General features: G+C 43.5%; 21 protein-coding genes and 2 tRNA genes. 12 read left to right on the top strand and 11 right to left on the bottom strand.

What is annotated here, in order from left to right; genetic code table 11:
* Window position 1: 1 nt before the first annotated feature.
* Both DKT75_RS04050 and DKT75_RS04045 read left to right on the top strand, forming a co-directional pair.
* Window positions 2-1,009 carry a hypothetical protein gene (locus tag DKT75_RS04050; protein WP_109822154.1) on the top strand — a complete coding sequence of 336 codons (1,008 nt, stop codon included), beginning with the start codon at window positions 2-4 and terminating at the stop codon, window positions 1,007-1,009.
* A 53-nt stretch (window positions 1,010-1,062) separates the two neighbouring features.
* Window positions 1,063-1,138, top strand: a tRNA-Asn gene (locus tag DKT75_RS04045).
* 63 nt (window positions 1,139-1,201) lie between these two features.
* On the opposite strand, the gene DKT75_RS04040 is transcribed toward DKT75_RS04045, so the two are convergent.
* Window positions 1,202-1,849: a hypothetical protein gene (locus DKT75_RS04040; protein WP_109822153.1), complete on the bottom strand. Its 648-nt coding sequence runs from the start codon at window positions 1,847-1,849 to the stop codon at window positions 1,202-1,204.
* A 201-nt stretch (window positions 1,850-2,050) separates the two neighbouring features.
* Here DKT75_RS04040 and DKT75_RS04035 point away from each other — a divergent pair, with 201 nt between their 5' ends.
* Together DKT75_RS04035 and DKT75_RS04030 are read left to right on the top strand one after the other, a co-directional pair.
* The gene (locus DKT75_RS04035) at window positions 2,051-2,869 is read left to right on the top strand and encodes a LytTR family DNA-binding domain-containing protein (RefSeq protein WP_211665149.1); all 819 of its coding nucleotides are present in this window, start codon (window positions 2,051-2,053) and stop codon (window positions 2,867-2,869) included.
* 116 nt (window positions 2,870-2,985) lie between these two features.
* Window positions 2,986-3,061: transfer RNA gene (locus tag DKT75_RS04030), tRNA-Asn, on the top strand.
* Between the two features lie 132 nt (window positions 3,062-3,193).
* On the opposite strand, the gene DKT75_RS04025 is transcribed toward DKT75_RS04030, so the two are convergent.
* Window positions 3,194-3,667 carry a methyltransferase family protein gene (locus DKT75_RS04025; RefSeq protein ID WP_109822151.1) on the bottom strand — a complete coding sequence of 158 codons (474 nt, stop codon included), beginning with the start codon at window positions 3,665-3,667 and terminating at the stop codon, window positions 3,194-3,196.
* Window positions 3,668-3,887: 220 nt separating this feature from the next.
* On the opposite strand from DKT75_RS04025, the gene DKT75_RS04020 reads away from it, so the two are divergent.
* Window positions 3,888-4,523: a histidine phosphatase family protein gene (locus tag DKT75_RS04020; RefSeq protein WP_109822150.1), complete on the top strand. Its 636-nt coding sequence runs from the start codon at window positions 3,888-3,890 to the stop codon at window positions 4,521-4,523.
* An 87-nt stretch (window positions 4,524-4,610) separates the two neighbouring features.
* A complete protein-coding gene (locus DKT75_RS04015) occupies window positions 4,611-4,850 on the top strand; it encodes an RNA recognition motif domain-containing protein (RefSeq protein WP_109822149.1) in 240 nt (79 codons plus the stop codon).
* Window positions 4,851-5,016: 166 nt separating this feature from the next.
* Here the strand turns inward: DKT75_RS04015 and mutM are convergent, their stop codons facing one another.
* Together mutM and DKT75_RS04005 are read right to left on the bottom strand one after the other, a co-directional pair.
* On the bottom strand, window positions 5,017-5,829 hold the full coding sequence (gene mutM, locus DKT75_RS04010) for a bifunctional DNA-formamidopyrimidine glycosylase/DNA-(apurinic or apyrimidinic site) lyase (RefSeq protein ID WP_109822148.1): 813 nt from the start codon (window positions 5,827-5,829) through the stop codon (window positions 5,017-5,019).
* Window positions 5,829-6,335, bottom strand: a complete 507-nt coding sequence (locus DKT75_RS04005; protein ID WP_109822147.1) for a hypothetical protein — start codon at window positions 6,333-6,335, stop codon at window positions 5,829-5,831. Before DKT75_RS04005 ends, mutM begins: the two co-directional genes overlap by 1 nt.
* Before the next feature lie 161 nt (window positions 6,336-6,496).
* Between DKT75_RS04005 and DKT75_RS04000 the strand changes: the two genes are divergently transcribed.
* The 3 genes from DKT75_RS04000 to DKT75_RS03990 all read left to right on the top strand — a co-directional run bounded on the left by DKT75_RS04000 (window position 6,497) and on the right by DKT75_RS03990 (window position 9,253).
* On the top strand, window positions 6,497-7,201 hold the full coding sequence (locus tag DKT75_RS04000; protein WP_109822146.1) for a response regulator transcription factor: 705 nt from the start codon (window positions 6,497-6,499) through the stop codon (window positions 7,199-7,201).
* Complete coding sequence (locus DKT75_RS03995; RefSeq protein WP_109822145.1) at window positions 7,198-8,580, top strand: HAMP domain-containing sensor histidine kinase; 1,383 nt, start codon at window positions 7,198-7,200, stop codon at window positions 8,578-8,580. Before DKT75_RS04000 ends, DKT75_RS03995 begins: the two co-directional genes overlap by 4 nt.
* Before the next feature lie 76 nt (window positions 8,581-8,656).
* Window positions 8,657-9,253 carry an SCO family protein gene (locus DKT75_RS03990; RefSeq protein WP_109822144.1) on the top strand — a complete coding sequence of 199 codons (597 nt, stop codon included), beginning with the start codon at window positions 8,657-8,659 and terminating at the stop codon, window positions 9,251-9,253.
* A 31-nt stretch (window positions 9,254-9,284) separates the two neighbouring features.
* Here the strand turns inward: DKT75_RS03990 and DKT75_RS03985 are convergent, their stop codons facing one another.
* Together DKT75_RS03985 and msrB are read right to left on the bottom strand one after the other, a co-directional pair.
* Window positions 9,285-9,839, bottom strand: a complete 555-nt coding sequence (locus tag DKT75_RS03985; protein WP_109822143.1) for a phosphoribosyltransferase — start codon at window positions 9,837-9,839, stop codon at window positions 9,285-9,287.
* Between the two features lie 75 nt (window positions 9,840-9,914).
* Window positions 9,915-10,433 carry a peptide-methionine (R)-S-oxide reductase MsrB gene (msrB, locus tag DKT75_RS03980; RefSeq protein ID WP_109822142.1) on the bottom strand — a complete coding sequence of 173 codons (519 nt, stop codon included), beginning with the start codon at window positions 10,431-10,433 and terminating at the stop codon, window positions 9,915-9,917.
* Between the two features lie 251 nt (window positions 10,434-10,684).
* On the opposite strand from msrB, the gene DKT75_RS03975 reads away from it, so the two are divergent.
* Window positions 10,685-11,476, top strand: coding sequence for an SDR family oxidoreductase (locus tag DKT75_RS03975; protein ID WP_109822141.1), 792 nt, complete (start codon window positions 10,685-10,687; stop codon window positions 11,474-11,476).
* Here the strand turns inward: DKT75_RS03975 and DKT75_RS03970 are convergent.
* On the bottom strand, window positions 11,468-12,379 hold the full coding sequence (locus tag DKT75_RS03970) for an ABC transporter ATP-binding protein (protein ID WP_109822140.1): 912 nt from the start codon (window positions 12,377-12,379) through the stop codon (window positions 11,468-11,470). The genes DKT75_RS03975 and DKT75_RS03970 overlap by 9 nt on opposite strands.
* Entirely contained in the window at window positions 12,376-13,182 is an 807-nt protein-coding gene (locus tag DKT75_RS03965) for an ABC transporter permease subunit (RefSeq protein WP_109822139.1), read from the bottom strand. Before DKT75_RS03965 ends, DKT75_RS03970 begins: the two co-directional genes overlap by 4 nt.
* 381 nt (window positions 13,183-13,563) lie before the next feature.
* Between DKT75_RS03965 and DKT75_RS03960 the strand changes: the two genes are divergently transcribed.
* Complete coding sequence (locus DKT75_RS03960) at window positions 13,564-15,288, top strand: M23 family metallopeptidase (RefSeq protein ID WP_109822138.1); 1,725 nt, start codon at window positions 13,564-13,566, stop codon at window positions 15,286-15,288.
* Entirely contained in the window at window positions 15,281-16,393 is a 1,113-nt protein-coding gene (locus tag DKT75_RS03955) for an anhydro-N-acetylmuramic acid kinase (protein ID WP_245923069.1), read from the top strand. The genes DKT75_RS03960 and DKT75_RS03955 overlap by 8 nt, the downstream gene beginning before the upstream one ends.
* On the opposite strand, the gene panC is transcribed toward DKT75_RS03955, so the two are convergent.
* The 3 genes from panC to pcnB are packed head-to-tail and all read right to left on the bottom strand — an operon-like array spanning window position 16,390 to window position 19,084.
* A complete protein-coding gene (panC, locus tag DKT75_RS03950; RefSeq protein WP_109822136.1) occupies window positions 16,390-17,241 on the bottom strand; it encodes a pantoate--beta-alanine ligase in 852 nt (283 codons plus the stop codon). The two genes, DKT75_RS03955 and panC, sit on opposite strands and share 4 nt — an antisense overlap.
* 41 nt (window positions 17,242-17,282) lie before the next feature.
* Complete coding sequence (folK, locus tag DKT75_RS03945) at window positions 17,283-17,780, bottom strand: 2-amino-4-hydroxy-6-hydroxymethyldihydropteridine diphosphokinase (RefSeq protein ID WP_109822135.1); 498 nt, start codon at window positions 17,778-17,780, stop codon at window positions 17,283-17,285.
* A complete protein-coding gene (gene pcnB / locus DKT75_RS03940; protein WP_245923067.1) occupies window positions 17,777-19,084 on the bottom strand; it encodes a polynucleotide adenylyltransferase PcnB in 1,308 nt (435 codons plus the stop codon). Before pcnB ends, folK begins: the two co-directional genes overlap by 4 nt.
* Window positions 19,085-19,148: the final 64 nt, after the last annotated feature.

Raw genomic sequence — 19,148 nt, 5'->3', positions numbered from 1 at the left:
TATGTTATTTTCGAGACGAGAACAGCTGCCAACATTAGAACCCAGTTTTACGCAACGTTTTTCAAGCAAGCTTGGGCAGTACTTAGCGCTATCAAATACCCGAGAAGTGAAGCAACCTAAGAAAAAACAGATGCTTAATGTGCATGCCTGTTATGCACTACTGGGGGAAAAAACAGAAGACAAGCAATATAAGCTGACCGACCTGCAACAACAGCTTGAGAAATTAGCAAAATTATATGAGAAAAAGTCAAATCGACGACTTGGACTTGAACAGCTTGCCTTGGCAACGCTAAAAATAGATGCTGAAAAAGAAGCGGAAATATTACGTCACCGCTTTTTTAATCAAAACTTTATTGATTGCAGACTGTTTAGTAATACAACAACCTCACCGCTCCACTTAGCCCTTCTCTCTGACGCACTCAATATCACAACATTTACTGACACAACGGCTCAAGCGCCGGTGCCCGAGTTTAAGGCTTGTCGTCATATGCTAAATGTGATGTTAAATGATGTGTCTATGCAAGACATCGAAACTTACTACCGTGACTTACGCGAGTCTTGCTCTGAAGTGATGAGTGAACGTGGTGTAGACGCAGAGTCATTGCAGTCAAATTGGCAGCTACGTATGCGTTATGACAATAGCTCGAATAGCCTGCTGATGAAGTGTATGCCTATTGATATGCTTCGCGATACGTTCAAAAGACAACACAAAGCAGCGTTTGGCCAAACAAACTCTAACCAAGATATTCTGATAGAAGCCTTAGAAGTCACCGTTAGCAGTGAAGACGAAGCTGCACCTGGTGCACCCGCTAATAGCAACTATGTTAAGCGGTTTATGCAAGCTTGGCAGATAAATACTGACTTAACGTGGTCTAAAACATTAGACACTACGATATTAGATAATGATATTAGTTACTTAGAGTGCCCTGTTCTACATAAGATAATATCTTCACGACTTAAAGAATCCACAGAATCAAAAGTTTCCGACTTTTTTATCCAAAAAATCTAAAAAAGGTGTTGACGAAAACAGCATCCGACACTAATATACGCCGCTCAAACGATTCCTTAGTAGCTCAGTTGGTAGAGCAGTAGACTGTTAATCTATTGGTCGCAAGTTCGAGTCTTGCCTGAGGAGCCAAATTTTGAAAAGCCCGCTTAACAGCAATGTTAGCGGGCTTTTTTTATGCCTAAAATTCAGTGCTTATTTAGCAACTGCAAAACACATAAACAAACCAGTACCACCCGTTGTAGTCAACGCTTCTGGGCTACAGCCACGCGAACCGTGTGCTGAGTTCCAAGAAGTGTTACCGCCACCATGTCTATCGTGATGACCCACCGTTGCACTACCCTTGTCTGAGCTCGTCCAGTTACTACATGTCTTATCTGCAGTCTCTGTTGGGAAGTAAGCAGTTCCGTCAGACATTGAGCCTGTTAGAAGGTCATGTTTGTTTGGCGCATCACCACGACCATTCACTAGCTCACCATTCTCATTCAATGCTGTCGTTTTAAAGATATTTGGAGAGATATGTAAGTCATCTAGGTTCGTTGCGATTAACTCACCTTTTGCATTGTGCCATGGACCTGTTCCGATACGGTCACGAGCAGAAACCCCACGCTTGCCCTCTTCCTGTGTACTTAGGTATGCCTTCCATCCTTTACCTTTCACACCAGCTGACTCTGCTAATGTTGTGCAATGCTTATCAGCACCTTCAAGACCACCTAGATCACCACCTTTACCAGAACCTTCACTGGTCACAAAAAAGCTCATTGCTGAATCGCTGTCAGCTTGAACAATTGATCCTGCAGTAACAGCCGCAATACTTAGGGCTAATACGATTGATAATTTCATGCTCCACCTCTATTTTGTGTGATTGTATACTTGTGCATACTAACGCCTATAATAGATGTGTTTTGATCGTTTTTTTTAGACACACATCGCCTATTTCACCAATGGCATTGGCGTGATTTATCACTAATTAGTGTTCGGACTATTTACTTACTATTCAACAATATAGAATTAAATATCCATTCAAGATGCATGAATAAATACATGAGTGGCACTTATTTGAAACAAGATTTCATCAAATTAGAAGAGTTTTGGATTGTTGTACTGGCATTATTAACCGCGTGGACATTAGCGGCTCATCAAGATGCTTATTATGCAATCTTTGGTGTCCTCGGTAGTTACCTGTACTGGACGTTCAGAATACTCATCGAGACTGCATTTCTTACCGCTGTTTTATTTGCTGTAGAGAAATACTGTCATCGCATATTGCCGACTTGGGCCCGCTACGTCAGCGCTATTCTGCTTAGCTTAATACCTTTCACTTTAGCCATCACAGCTTTGGACTTGGTAATGGGTCTCCCTGAACTTGGGCTCGATAGCATAGATCTGCATTCAGGCTCCAGAGGTTGGGCATTTGGGCTAGAGCTATTCTATCTGCTGGATAATCACATTATTCTCAGTGTTATTTTATTGCTGCCACGCTTATTACTTCAAATAGGTAGTCAAGTAGCCAACGTAACCGAGAGTGATTTAAAAAAAGAGACTACTGCACAAGCCAGTTTCTTTGACTCAATTAACCCACCATTAGATGGCCGTGTTTATTGCATGGAAGCTCAAGAGCACTACATCTCGATCACAACGAGTGATGGCAACCGGATGGTATTGCATCGATTTTCAGACGCCGTCAAACAAACGCCAAGTACCCTAGGTATGCAGGTGCATCGTTCTCATTGGGTGGCACATGCAGCGGTGAAAGATGTGGTCATCGAGGGACAAAGCATGAAGCTAAAACTTATCGATGATAAAGAGGTACCTGTTAGTCGATCATTTCGCACGACCGTTGATAAGCAGCTTAATAATTAGCCTTTATAAAGTCCCCGTTCAGCTACGCGACAACTATTTACAAAAGACTGTAAAACTCTTAGAATTAGGTATTGACGAAAGCAGCGTCTGACACTAATATACGCCGCTCAAACGATTCCTTAGTAGCTCAGTTGGTAGAGCAGTAGACTGTTAATCTATTGGTCGCAAGTTCGAGTCTTGCCTGAGGAGCCAAATTTTGAAAAGCCCGCTTAACAGTAATGTTAGCGGGCTTTTTTTATGCCTAAAATTTAAGAACGGGTTATATTCACTAAGATAACTCAGACTGACATACTACCCCTTCATTCAAAAAACTAGCCCTACTGGCTAAACCCAACGTCTAACCTTTGCCTTATAAGCTAAGTACTCTTCACCAAACTTTCGCTCCAGATAGGCCTCTTCGTTTTTAATCGCGACAAAGTAGACGACCACAGCCGCCGGTAAAAAACTAAACATCACCCAGAAGCTTCCATAAATAAGGCCAACACCTAAGGTAATAACACCCAGCGCGACATAAATAGGGTTTCGAGAGTAAGCAAAAAGACCATCACTAACGATTGCAGAAGTCGGCTTCCATGGTTCAATCTCAGTATCCACTTTATCAAAGCTACGCTTAACAATAAGTATCGCTATCAAACCCGCCAGAATATCCATTGCGCCAAGCACTTTAAAAAATAGATCACCTGAAAATGACAACGGCCAGTATTGTTGAACAAGCGCGGCAATAATTATAAAGCTGACGAATATGAGTGGTGGTGGGAATTTAACGGCTGGGCCTTTTGAATCATTTTCTACTGACATTACTTCTCCTATCGGTTAAGTGCTGCGCTTATATAATATGTGAAACGTTGATACTTAGCGTCTATAACTTTCTTATACAGCAAAAACGTAATGTCATGCACCCAGCGGTAATCTCAACGTACTTTATTAATATTTCATTACTATTTCTAATCTGATTATCATTCTTCTTTAAAATAGACTCTGATGTAGTCATACACACTAAACTAAGAGGATTCACTGCATGCCACAGACGACTCATTCAACATCGGCACTATCCCGCTTGAAGCAGCAACTCTCCACAGTGACTAAGCAATTTTGGCAATTGCCCTTGTTAGTCTTTAGCTGCCTAATATTCACCACAGGCAGCCTGCAAGCTGACGAGACTGCCGCCTTAAAGTCGCTCAAATCAGGTAATCACTTTGCGATTATGCGCCACGCTCTCGCGCCGGGGATGGGCGACCCTTCAAACTTCGACCTACAAGACTGCTCAACCCAAAGAAACTTGTCGCAGCGAGGGATTGATCAAGCAGTGAATATTGGTAAACGATTTCGTGACAGTGGCATTACCGAAGCACAAGTATTTACCAGCGAGTGGTGTCGCTGTATTGATACGGCTAAGTATTTGGACCTAAACACGCCTATCGAACTACCACTGATTAGCTCATTCTTCGAGACACGCGAACAGGCATCTCCGCAAACATTGTCACTAAACGCATGGCTATTGAAACAAGACCTCTCAAAGCCGATCGTCCTCGTTACTCATCAAGTCAATATCACAGCCTTAACGGGTGTATTCCCTGCCTCCGGTGAAATAATCATCGTTAAGCGCGAAGAAGATGGCACATTAACAGTGGCAAATAGAGTGCAAACCGATTAGGTATTCATAAAGCGCTGCTAAATATCCTGTATCATACGCGCATCGTTTAAAGCACCACCCTCGTGGTACACCATTTAGAGAATAAACATGAAATTATTAATACGAAACATCGCCCGCAACATTACACAAGCTGACTTGACAGAAATGTTTGAGAAGTTCGGCACAGTTCAGTCATGCACATTAGTCATGGACAAAGAGACTGGCGAATCAAAAGGGTTTGGTTTTGCAGAGCTACCAAAAATAGGCGATGCTAAAGCAGCGATTAAACTACTGAATGGTAAAGAATTCTCAGGCAGTAAACTACGCGTAAAGAAAGCAGACGATTAATTTTTAGAACTGTCATGGCCTTGTAACAAAGCACCCATATAATCTTCGCCAGTCATAGCTTTTACCACTCACTAGCGTCGATTAATAAAAAATAAAACAACTTTGGTTGTTATGACTATAGCCATCCTAAAGCGCCGCACTCTGTCATGAGTGTGTGGCGCTTTTATTATTTCTGGCAGTCAGAACAATAGAATGTCGAGCGCTGACCTTGTTTAATTTGTTTAATAACTGACTCACACACCAAGCATTTCTCACCTGCTCGACCATACACATTGAGTTCCTGCTGGAAATAACCTGGCTTACCTTCTGCTTGAACAAAGTCACGTAGTGTCGTGCCACCTTGTTCAATGGCGCGAGCCAGTACTTGTTTAATGCACTTGGTGAGTAATTCATAGCGCTGCTTTGAAACTTTATTTGCGGCACGCTTAGGCGAGATACCAGCCATAAATAACGACTCACTCGCATAAATATTACCAACACCCACCACTACTTTACCGTCCATAATGAACTGCTTCACGCTCATTGATCGATTATGTGCAATCTTGTGCAAGTGATTCATATCAAATGCATCGGTCAGTGGCTCAGGGCCGAGATGAGTAATAAGTTTATGGTCGTCAGTATTTTCAGTCGTCCAAAGCACAGCACCAAAACGCCTAGGGTCATGCAAACGTAACGCTTTACCCGAGTCTAAAACTAAATCGACATGGTCATGCTTATCCGGTGCTAGCGTCGCGTCGACTAGTCGCAAGCTTCCTGACATCCCCAAGTGAATCATTACTGTGCCAGTCTGTGCCTCTAAAAATACATACTTGGAGCGACGTGATACCGCATCGATACTTTGCCCAACAAGGCTTTGAATACTCTCAGGGACTAACCAGCGAAGCTGTGGCTGTCGCACGATAACTGCCGTAACCTTTCTGCCTTTTGTATGAGGCTCAATACCTCGGCAAGTCGTTTCGACTTCTGGTAACTCTGGCATTACTTTTCCTCTTTAAAACCGTCAACACCACGGTTGAGCAGTTCATAGACCACTTCATTGGCCATCAAAATTTTGTTTTCTAACAGAATGTAACGCTGACGATTAACCGGATTTAACTTTCCAAAGACATACTCGACATCATTAAAGGTCACTCGAATAGCAGCATCGCCAAGGTCATAAGTCTCAAGTGCTTTTCCCTCAACTTCATAAGTCTTCAATATTGGTTCAGCCATCATTGTTAACAAGTGCCTCAGTGACTTTGGGTTCGCTTTGGCTTGAATAGGCTGAGTGATAAACCAGTCTTCGCCCTCTGCTGACAACACAAGCTCATCCTTCCCTGGGACTAAGATACGAATCTCTCGCATAGTGTCACCAATCGTATCGGTATAGAGAGTGTCCACACCCGAATTGTCCTTTTGAACTTGCTGATAAGCCATCCAACCTGCACCTATTACTAAAGCAAGTAGGCACAGGTTTATCAGTAGTCGCTTACGTGTTCCTGTCATTTGTTGTTTGCGCTCTTATTAATCATGATTATGAGACTTGTATAACATACATTCTCTTGTAAAGACTTCGTAAAAATACCACCACTTGCATTAAGACTGCGTTATTATTTTTACATACTAAGCGCAGTTAGCGCCCAACACTGAAATAAGAAGGCTCACTCATGGCACAAGCTCACATTTTATTAGCAGATGACGATACGGTACTCGCTGAACTATTAGCCGAATACCTGCAAGGTGAAGATTACCAAGTTACTGTCGTTAATGACGGCGAAGCTGCACTTGCTGCCAGTAAAACACCAAAAGACATGATCATTTTAGACATCATGATGCCACGTATGGATGGCCTAGATGTCCTCAAAGCTGTGCGTCAAAACGACAATGAAACACCAGTGATTATGCTAACCGCTAGAGGGGATGATATTGACCGCATCCTAGGGTTGGAGCTTGGTGCTGATGACTATATGCCTAAGCCATGTAACCCTCGTGAGTTACTGGCACGCATCAAAGCTATCCTTAGACGTGCATCGACGACGGATAAGAAACCAGCGACACCTACGGATAAACTGTCTGTTGGTGACCTCCACATGAATCTGCACAACCGCCAAGTGACGATTAAAGAAACTGCATTGGTTTTGACTCAAACTGAGTTCGATATTTTACAAATGCTTGTACAGACACCTGACGAGCTGATTAGTAAGAACCAAATTTCTGAAGAAGTACTGGGCCGCAAGCTAGGCGCTTATGACCGAAGCATTGATGTTCATATCAGCAACCTACGCAGAAAACTGACTGAGTCAGACGTATTATCTATTCAAACCGTTCGTGGCAGCGGCTACTTGCTTCACATCCAAAGAGATGAAACATGACACGCCTATTTTTAAAAATCGCAGGGTTAATGATTGCCGTTAACCTCACCCTATACCTTTCCGGCATGGGTGCTAGGCTGTGGTTAGAAAAAGAGAAAGTGATTATCACTCCCCAGCAAGCACCAGAAGTGCTGGCTGAGCGTGTGGTCGAGGCATGGAAAAATGATACGCTTGAAAAATACAGTGCAGAACTTAAAGATAGCGGCACTTCTATTGCCTTATTTAATTCAGACAATATTGTTCTGTTTACAGAAACAGGTTTAATAAAATTCATCCAGCGCAATAATCGCCGTCGTTTTAACCAACGTCGCGATGACTCAGATGAGAATGCAAAAAAGCGAAGCCCTAGACCCAACAGAAATAGATCACCGTTTGCTGGTGTTCAATTTACTCAAGATGTCACGACAGATAACGGTGAACTTTATACTGTTATGGTTCGCAGTCAAAATGCATTGCATCAACTACTACCGCAGCCTCAAATCAAGCGATATGCGTCAATACTCATTCCATTGCTTGCGTTGTTACTGTCTAGTTTGATCATCAGTTATTACATTACCCGCCCTATTCGTAGCTTACGTCGTACCACGCAGTCGTTTGGCGACCGGGATTTATCAGCGCGAGTAGACTTGGATGTTGCCGAAAGAAAAGATGCGATTGGTGAACTAGGGAGAGACTTTAATAGTATGGCGCAGCGACTGGATGATACGTCTAGAAGTCAGCACCAGTTATTACGTGATGTTTCTCATGAGTTACGGTCTCCACTGGCGCGGATTCAAATGGCGAACACGTTAGCCGAGCAAAAGACAGGCACAAGTAATGAGCTTGCACGCATTGAACAAGAGACGCTTAGACTGGATAGTTTGATCGAAACTATTCTCCGCCTTACCCGACTCAACGACATGCCTGAGCTCGTGTTTAGCCCGCTAAACCTAAGTGATTTATTAAATGAGATCGTCAATGATGCTCAGTATGAGTACCAAGATACTAACAAGGCGATTGCCATTAATATCGCAAAAGATCTAAAACCACTCAATGCTGACTATGACTACCTAAGCAGTGCGCTAGAGAACATTCTACGTAATGCCATGTATTACACTGCTGATCCAAGTACGGTCACTATCACAGCACAATGCTTCCAAAACATCATGGAAGTGAAGATTATTGACCAAGGCCCTGGTGTTCCTGAAACTGACTTGAAGCGCTTATTTGAGCCTTTCTTTAGAAGTGACTCCTCGCGCAATGAAAAGACAGGAAGTAATGGTGTTGGCCTTGCAATTACCCATCGCATTATCGAGCTTCACCAAGGTAAGGTCTGGGCGAAAAACAATGCTAACGGTGGCTTAAGCGTTACTGTGCAGCTACCTCTAAACTTAGCCTAACTATTCAAAGTCAGGGCTCTTGCCCCTTAGTGCCTATGGTCTATAATCATGGGCACTTGTTATTCAGGAAGACCCCATGAAGCAGATCCTTTTTTTCGCTTCCATCATCGCGTTTGTCGGTGGATTGGTAGTAGCACAGCAATATTTATCAGACCCTTCAAAGCCAAGTAAACCGATACCTATTGCAGGTAAAACGTTTGGTGGTGACTTCACGCTAAATGAAAAAGGTGGCACGCCTGCATCACTCAGTGACTATAGAGGGAAAGCGGTTGTTATGTATTTTGGTTATGCGTCATGCCCAGATGTATGCCCAACGTCACTTGCGGTTATTGGCTCTGCTATCAAAAGTCTTTCAGAAAAGGAGCAAGAGGATGTTGTCGGTCTTTTTGTTAGCGTTGACCCAGAGCGGGACAATGGTGAGCGCCTAAAGAAATACGCACAGTATTTTCATAAGAACTTTGTCGGCATAACAGGAACGCCTGAAGAAATTCAGAAAGTCGCTCGCCAATACGGAAGCTACTTTGCAAAGGTAGATAGTGAGTCGGCACTAAGCTACTTAGTTGATCACACATCGACAACCTTTATTATTGGCCGCGATGGTAAGTTCGTTGCCTCTCGCCCTCACGCATCAACGGCTGCAGAAATCGCCGAAGGAATACGTGAGGCACTCTAAGCACTAGAGTGGAGACTTGGAAATAGCAGCCTTAGAAAAGGTCTGCTATTTCTTCTAATTCGGGATGGCCTTTTAAGATTTCTTCTTTATCCATGCCACATAACTCATGCGGGAACACCAACCACTCGTTACTTTCACGCACAAAATAGTCAGGTGTAATGCTCACAGCCTTGTTAGACGGCTTATACCAAGGGCAAGCAATTCGAATATCACCCGGCATATTCAAACGTGACAGCTTAGAAATTTCTTTCATCAGCGCATCAACACTACGACCTGAATCAAACACATCATCAACGATCAACAAGCTATCGCCTGCATTCGCGTTTTCGATGAGATAATGAAGACCGTGAACTCGGATTTCTTTAGCCTGCTGGCCAATACCGTAGTAAGAAGAAGTACGAACAGCGATGTGATCAGCATGGACTTCTTTATAGTCAAAGTACTCTTGCACAGCAATACCAATCGGTGCACCACCGCGCCAAATACCGACAATAAACTGTGGGCGAAAACCATCTTCGTATACTTGTGCAGCTAAGCGGAATGAGTCACGTAATAACTCGCCCGCTGTAATAAATTTCTTTTCCATCGTGCTAACGCCTCAAAAAACAATGCCTCATTTAATGAGGCATTGTTTCATAGCTACGCAGGGATCTAAACTTTTTTAAGCAGATTTAGGCTTAAATGTTAGCGCCAATCCATTCAAGCAATGGCGCATACCTGTTGGCTTTGGACCATCGTCAAAGATATGACCAAAGTGACCGCCACAGCGACGGCAATGTACTTCTGTACGTACTGAGAAAATCAAACGGCGATCTTCACGCGTCCCTACCGCATTAGGCAGTGACTCATAAAAACTAGGCCAGCCTGTTCCACTTTCATACTTTGTTTTTGAATCATAAACGGCTAGGTCACAACCTGCGCAATGGAAAATACCTTCGCGCTTTTCACTCAGTAGTGGGCTCGTACCTGGACGCTCAGTGTCTTCATGACGAAGCACTTGGTAACTTGCATTACCCAATTGAGCTTTCCACTCTTTATCTGTTTTCACGACTTCAAACACTTCACCAGTCTCCGCCTGAACCGTACCGCTAGCCACTACAACACTTCCTGCGCCGATGACTGCCATACGTAAACTATTTCTTAAAAACGATCTTCTCGATACTGTATTTTCATTATCCATGATTATAACTCCGGATTTGTTTATATTTGATGATTATCTATAGATACGTCATCGACACTTTATTAGTTTCAAACACTTTAACTTATTTCATCATAGCTTTGCTTAAGTCGACGAAAGGTGAAGGAAACTTAACAGCAATGTAATAAAGGATATTGAAAAAGTGATCGTTACGTATGACACTGCAACTCTTCATAAAATTCCGTGATAACCAAGTAATAAACGCGCAATAACGTCATCAAGGTAAATACAGAATGGATTTAAAATTAAAAGATAAAGTCATTATGGTTGCAGCTGCTAGCTCAGGCATGGGTTATGCCATTGCTGAGCGTTGTGCAATGGAAGGTGCAATCGTTAGTATTTGTAGTCGTCGTACTGATGTTATCGAAGCTGCCGCACAATCAATCCAGCAAAAAACAGGCGCGACTGTTAAGGCATATACAGTCGATGCGAGCAAAAACGATGATATAAAAAATTGGGTGGATGGCACGGTTGCTGACCTTGGTAGCCCAGCAGGCATATTAATTAATGCAGGCGGCCCACCTCCCGGACAGTTTGACGACTTTGATGATGAAGCATGGAATGCTGCTTTCAACCTGACACTGATGAGTGCAATACGCATGGCACGTGAAGTACTTCCTCATATGCGCAAGCAAGGCTACGGCTCTATATTGACCCTAACTTCTTCGTCAGTGAAAGAACCGATCAGCAACTTAATACTGTCTAATGTAATGCGCTCTGGTGTGACTAGCTTAGTTAAAAGCCTTTCCAAGCAGCTTGCTGGTGAAAACATTCGCGTGAATAACATTATTCCTGGCCGCATCGACACACCTCGCGTTCAAGGTATGGATGCTAAGGCTGCAGCGAATAAAGGAATTACCCCTGAAGAACAGGCGGCGATTTCAAAGCAAAGTATCCCTGCAGGCCGCTATGGTGAGCCTGAAGAGTTTGCCAATGTCGCGGTATTCTTGCTGTCAGATTCAGCCAGCTATGTCACTGGCTCAACACTCGTTGTTGATGGCGGTATGACTAGCTCGCTATTCTGATCCGAAGTACAACTGATCTTCTAGGGTTCGGCCATTAACCAATTGACGGTATGGCCAACCCTTATCAGATAAGCACTGCATAATGGTTAAATCTAGTCCTGCTTGGGCTGCATCATATTCAATGACAAAACGATTTGGCTCGTTAAATGTAACGTTATTAACGCTAGGCAAGCTTTTCAATGACGCTATTATAATGTTTGCTGCAACAGGCATCTCTGCCATGACAACCGTGTAGTAACCGCTGCTTCGAGACTGAGCAATATCAACCACACCTTTTAACTTACCCTGCTCTAGATGCACCACGCTCTTACAGACACGCTCCAACTCATCTAAGTTATGTGAACTAATAATAAAGGTCGCATTATTTGCAGCCTCAGCAATCAGACTCCGCATGACTTTAACATTGGGTGGGTCAAGCCCAGCCGTAGGCTCATCTAATAGTATCAACTCAGGGCTACCCATAAGTGCCTGCGCCAACATCACACGCTTACGCATACCATGACTTAACGCTTCAGGCTTCTTTACTATCACTTCAGGCAAGCCAACTTTGTCTAATACCCGCAGCACTTCTTTATGAGCGACGCCACTCGACATGCCTTGTAAACGTGCGAGCATCGTCAGCTGGTGACCGACCGTAAAACGCGGGTCAAGGTTTGCATCCTGCGGTAGTGCGGCTAAGCGACCGTGCAAGCGACTATCACTGGCTGAATAACCCATGATTTTCACATCACCACTACTCGCGCGTAAGAAGCCACACAGCAAACTAAAGAGTGTTGTTTTACCTGCACCATTCGGGCCGATCAACGCTATAGGAGCGCCAGCTTCCAGTGATAGCGTTACACCGTCCAACGCCAAGGTACTGCCATAGCGTTTCGTAATATTGTCACATTCAATTAAGCTCACCAGTCACTCCGTTGCATAATCATGCGACCTAAGAATAATAAAATAACCGTCTGCACTATGGGGATCAGCGCCAACGATAAAGTATTCCACCCTGAAAGTTGTAATAGAGAAGAAACTTGGGAGCCGGGTAATACCATATCCAACACCCACAACTCAGGGAACTGCCGCGATAACCAACCCGCTAAGATAGAACAAACAATCCAAATGATTACGGCATAGGTAGTTGCCTGACGTGCAGAGCGCGCCATTGAAGAAACCCAAGCCATCAAGGCGGTATAAGGCAACAACACTAACATGAGGTTAACTAAAACGATGCCCGACAAGCGCAAGGCTGGGAGTAACTGAGTGCTATCTCTCATCATGACTAGTATTAATGTAGTCGCTAGCGCAATTATTATGAGAAAGAATAGCACTAGCAGCTGACCAATAAAGCGCCCAAAGAAGATACCGTCTCGACTCGCACGCAGGTGCAATATTCTTAACGTACCTCTTGCACGATCAGAAGCGGTTTGATCAGCCGCTAACATCACACAAAATATCGGTAGTAAATACAACATAACTACCCAGAACATCGCAATTTCTGGGACTTGCCACGACATGAGGTTATTAATGATGTTGGAATTAAATAAGCCAGCAATAATCCCCCCGACTTGATCAACACTAAAAAACTGAGCTGCACCATAAATCGCATAGCGTAAGATCAGAAACCATACTAAAGCGAATGCTAATAATGACAACAATCCACGTTTAGTTAAAAATAAGCGATATAGCTCATACCAAGCAATTAATGCGACTGATCTCACTCAACAACCTCTTTTTTGATAATGTATTTACGGAATAATGACGCGCTAAAGTTACAACCACAAGTTCTAAAAATGCTATTTTTTCACTACCACTAATCCTGAGATTTGGAACGTTTTTCACTTTATTCATACTTATCATGAATAAAATGAACCTGAGAAACAGTAACAATAAGACATAAGATAATGACTAATTACCTAGCAGATTACAAAGCAATCACCCGAACATGCTAAATGTTTACATCCTGTCCGCATGGCCGTATTATTGAGCCGCTCGTAGGGGGTAGGCGAAAACAGCAACCAATCATGCTTGTTTCTGTCTAGTACTTTTATATTTTTAAAGAGTGTTTAACTTGCAATTACATTACATACTATGAATACTTTATGTCTAATGTTGTTAGAACCATTCCGAATGCTGAGGGGCATGACGGTGATTCATATGCAGTTGATTCATTCTTACCATTTATGGAGCTCCAAATCTTGAGTTCTCGAACTAAAGAAGCGTCAGTTAAAAATAATAAAAATTGGGATGACGTATTAGCACGTTTCGACATTCAAGACCAAGATGACAAAGATCTTGCTTTTGACGCCCCATTAACTACAACGAACGCAGAAACAACTTCAAAAGAGCAAAACCCTGGTCGATGGGCGACACGCGCTTTTGTCTTATTTGGTTGCTCAGTAGCACTAGGTAACGTACCGCTACAGTCATTTTTACCAAATTCGGCGACAGGCCTGTTTGAAATCACATTAAACTCTAATGCTACAAACGTTGAAACAGAGATTTCTCCAACAGTAAATATAAAGAAGGCTCCTCAAGTTCAACTAGCGAGTGTTAGTAAACTTAAAACAACATCAACCGTTCTGACGCCGGTAGCTATTGACCAACCTACCACAGAGTTGACAGATGTTGCTGAAGACATTGTAGAGCTTCAACTGCCTCCTCATGCGTTAGAAACGTATACAGGCCACCAGTTGATCAATACAGAAAGTGTTTGGAATACATACACTGTTCAGCGTTATGACAATCCTTACAATGTTTTCAGCCAAGTTAAGCAGAAGAGTCTGCATAACAAAGTTAAGAAGATTGCACTGATTGCTAAAGCCCTTAAAGATATGAAGTTAGGCACGATTGTTCGTGCAAAATCTCATAACGGCGAAATTGAGCAACTTGCTTTCACACCAGATAACAAACGTTCTTTCGTTATCACACCTGACGGTCAAGGCAGCTACAAAGGTGAGTGGCAAGAAAAAGTATTTGAAGTACGTCAAGCGCGTGCAACATTTGCGGTTAAGAACGGCCTATTCCTAGATGGGAAAAAGGTTAATGTTCCTAGCAATATAACTCGCCAAGTCGTGAGCGTATTTGATTGGGATATCGATTTTTCACACGATGTTCGGGTCGGTGACCAAGTAACCGTTGTTTACGAAACTATTTTTCATGACGGTGACTTGGTCGGTAGTCAAAACTTACTGGCTGCGGAGTTTATCAACAAAGGTAAAATCCACCGCACCGTTCGCCATACAACAGATCGTGGTTTGACTGACTTCTTCACACCAGAAGGTCGTGAAATGAAGCGTGCGTTTATTCGTACGCCAGTTGAGCACGCTCGTGTGTCTTCACACTTTAATCCTGGACGCTTCCATCCTGTACTGCATAAAATTCGTGCCCACAAAGGTACCGACTTTGCAGCGCGTCGTGGTACGCCAATCATCGCTACTGGTGATGGTGACGTTAAGTTCTTAGGACGTAAGGGTGGCTACGGCAACACAATTATTCTGAAGCACCGTGAAGGTTACACAACACTTTACTCTCACTTGTCTAAGTTCAAGAGTAACTTAAAGCAAGGCCAAGTGGTTGCTCAAGGTGATGTGATTGGTTATGTTGGCTCTACAGGTCTAGCGACCGGCCCTCACCTTCATTATGAGTTCAGAAAAAATAACATTCCAGCGAATCCTTTGACTGTTGAGTTACCTAACAGCATGTCATTGACTAAGAACGAGCTTAAGAAGTTTAAAGTTGATGCGATCAACATGAACTTGCAGCTTAATGTTCTTCACCGCTTTGCAATGGAAAAGTTTGATATCAACAGCGCTACTGGTGGCTGATCAAATCGAACACTACATTGGTATTATGTCGGGAACCAGTATGGACGCTATTGACGCCGTACTGGTTCGCTTCAACACCGACAATACACTAGATACTATCCACACCCATTCTCAGTCCTTCCCTGACTCACTCCGCCAAAACCTTATCGAACTCATACAACCAAGCTGGACTGGCTCACTAAGTGACATTGCTAGTTTGAATGCCGAACTCGGTTCAATCTATGGCGAAACGGTTAATCAGCTATTACGTGATTGCGACATTGCTAAAGATGATATTACCGCTATTGGTAATCACGGCCAGACCATCTGGCATCAACCAGAACATGAGCATGCTTATAGTTGGCAGTTAGGTGATGCAAACCGCATTTCGGAAGCGTCTGGTATAACCACTGTTGCTGACTTTCGTAATCGGGATATTGCTGCTAGTGGTGAAGGCGCTCCATTAGTTCCAGCGTTTCACGAAGCTGTTTTTGCACACCCTAAAGAAACTCGCGTCATCGTTAATATTGGCGGCATTGCAAATATCAGTCTGTTATCACCTGACAAAGATGTAATTGGTTTCGATACTGGGCCAGGCAATGGCTTAATGGACGCTTGGTGCTTAAAGCATCTCGGCAAAGCCTATGATGAAAATGGCAAATGGGCAGCTCAAGGAAGTATTATTCCTGAGCTACTAACGCAAATGCTTGCAGACCCTTACTTTGCTCGAAGCTTCCCTAAAAGCACAGGAAAAGAACTGTTTAACCTAGCCTGGTTAGCACCCTTTCTTAGTCCTGAAATGGCCGCAGAAGATGTTCAAGCGACGTTATTAGAACTTACCGCTCGCAGTATCGTTGAGAGCGTTAAAGCTGCTACCGATGAAATAACGACGATGTATGTGTGCGGTGGCGGCTTCAAAAACAAACAACTGATGGCACGACTACAAGCACTATTAGGTGACACAAAGTTAGATCTAACCACGTCACTTGGCGTTGATGCTGAATGGGTTGAAGCGGTTGCTTTTGCTTGGCTAGCCCGACAAACCATCTTAGGCTTACCGGGCAATCTGCCTTCTGCAACAGGTGCTAAAGGCTTTAGAGTACTCGGTGCTATCTATCCCGCTTAAGTAGCTAGCGTCACCGGCACATTATCAATCAATCGAACATCACCCAAGAAAGCCGCTGCCAAAATAACTAACTCACTATCTCCCTGCTCCGCTAGTTGTAACGTTTTTGCATGACAGACTTTAATGTAGTCAGGCTTAAATCCAGCTTTAGCAAGCTCACTGATTACCTCTTCCTGTAATACCTCAAATGCCTTATTACCTTCAAGTAACTTAGCCTTTAGTTGTTCCAACAACTTATTCAATACAGGTGCTATCTCACGCTGCTCAGATGTCAGCCGGTTGTTCCGTGAACTCATCGCTAAGCCATCTTTTTCACGTACTGTTGGCGCGCCGATAATCTCTAACGGCATATCTAAGTCAGCGACCATTTGACGAATCACCATAAGCTGCTGAAAGTCTTTTTGACCAAAGACCGCCAGATCAGGCGCAACAATATTAAATAGCTTACACACAACCGTCGCAACACCACAAAAGTGCCCAGGCCGAGAACTCCCCTCTAATAAAGAACCAATCGCAGGAACATCAACTTGGGTAACCAATCCACCATATGGGTACATTTCTTTAGGCTCAGGACAAAAAACAATATCAGTCCCAATTGCTTCTAGCTTTGCTAAGTCAGCTTCCATCGTGCGCGGGTAAGCATCCAAGTCATCTGCACGATCAAACTGTGTAGGGTTAACAAATATAGACACTACCGAGCACTGAGCCTTATCAGATGCACGCTTTACTAAATCTAGATGTCCTTCATGCAGATTCCCCATGGTTGGCACAAAACCGACTGTATGGCCCTTAGATTTAACGGTGTTGATAGCTTTTCGAAGCTGAGCAATGCTAGTAATGACTTGCATCATCATTTCCTCATTAGAACGTGAGCGATAGAATAATTAGGTTAAGTGACTGACTTCAAACGGACTAAAGTGTCATCGGACACTTTCTTTAAACAGTCTTTTAATGACTCTCCATCAGGTAGACAGAGGTCAGGTGCAAGCTCATAGAGTGGATATAATACAAACTCACGTCGAGTCATCCAAGGATGAGGCACTGTAAGACGAGGTGTATTAATGACTTGCTGGCCGTATAAAAGAATATCGAGATCTAAAGTGCGTGCAGTCCAACGCTCTCCCGTTCTCACACGACCATATTTTTGTTCGATGGCTTGCAGAAGGTCTAGTAATACTTCAGAGTCTAAACTAGTTTCAAAGCCCGCTACCGCATTGAGATAGTCAGGCTGATCTTGAGGGCCGTGTGGTTTACTTTGGTAGTAAGACGACACCTCAATATGTTTAATAGCATCATTCGACTTCAGTGCGGTTAAGGCGGCAGCTAAAGTGTCTTGCGACTCCCCTAAATTACTGCCCAGACCTATATAACACTGCGTCAAACTCATGTACGCGGTTTGCCTCTACGCTTACTGCTACTGCGACGACGTTTCTTTTTAGCTGAAGGTGCTGAGTTACACATTTCTATTTGAGCTTCTGAATCTACTCTTTGGAATTCTTCCCACCAAGCAGCGTCAGCCTGTAACTCAACATTTTTTTCAGCCACTGATCGTAAGCATAAGAAGTCAAAAGCTGCTCTAAAACGACGATTATCCAAGAACCCCATCGCACGGCGATGACTCTTTTGCTCAAACCGTGACTGTTGCAACCAGATCTCACGCGTCACATTACTAAAGCGACGTGGCACAGCCGTACTTTTAACCTGCTGAGCAAGTATATCGCTAGAGGCTAACTGCATTGCTTGTAGGTCAGGATACGACTCCTCACGATAGGCTGCTTCCAACTTCTTCATTGGCTTCCACAACATCACTGCAAACAAAAATGCTGGCGTGACTGACATACCCGCATTTATGCGCGTATCCGTGTTGTTTAGAGAGTCATAAATAAGCGCTTTAAAGAAACCATCTTTGTCTTTGCCGAGTGCTTCTTCAGTTGCAGGGAACAAACATTCAAACAAACCATATTCGCGAAGTAGCTCAAGCACGGGTAACGCTTTACCGCTATGAAACAGCTTAAGTGACTCGTCAAATAAGCGTGCAGAAGCAATATTAGTTAACAACGGTGCAAGCTCACGAATTGGGGCTTCACTTTTCTCTTCAATACTTAGCCCTAACTTACCTGCAAAACGAATCGCTCGCAGCATACGGACAGGGTCTTCTCTGTAGCGTGTTTCAGGATCACCAATCAAGCGTAACTGACGCTTTTCGAGGTCATCCATACCACCTACAAAGTCTAGAATTTTGTCGTTTTGAACATCATAGAAAAGCGCATTAATCGCGAAGTCACGACGCACTGCATCTTCTTCTATTGTCCCATAAACATTGTCATGAGTAATACGACCTTCTTGACCGACCTTACCCTTATCAGAACTATCGTGCGGCGCTCTAAACGTTGCGACTTCATAGTACTCACGACCAAAGTGCACGTGCGCTAAACGAAAGCGACGCCCAATGATTCTGGTACTCGGTAGCACTGACTTAATTTGTTCTGGTGTTGCACTAGTCGCAATATCAAAATCTTTTGGCTCTGCCCCAAGCAAAAGATCACGTACGCAGCCACCCACAAGGTAAGCTTCATACTTTGCCTTGGTCAGTGCTTTGACAATAGTTAATGCTTGAGAATTGATTGACGTTGATGAAATGCCTAGCTTGGAAGCAGACAAAGCCAATGCCTTATACTTTTTATTTTTCAATATTATTCTTCCCGAAAATCACAATCGACGCCCTAAATCCCTTTTGTGCGAATAATAACATATA

This window comes from Leucothrix arctica, from assembly GCF_003172895.1.
In the GTDB taxonomy this organism is placed as follows: domain Bacteria; phylum Pseudomonadota; class Gammaproteobacteria; order Thiotrichales; family Thiotrichaceae; genus Leucothrix; species Leucothrix arctica.
Note: the sequence above shows the minus strand (reverse complement) of the source record. Positions and strands in the feature narration are given on the sequence as shown.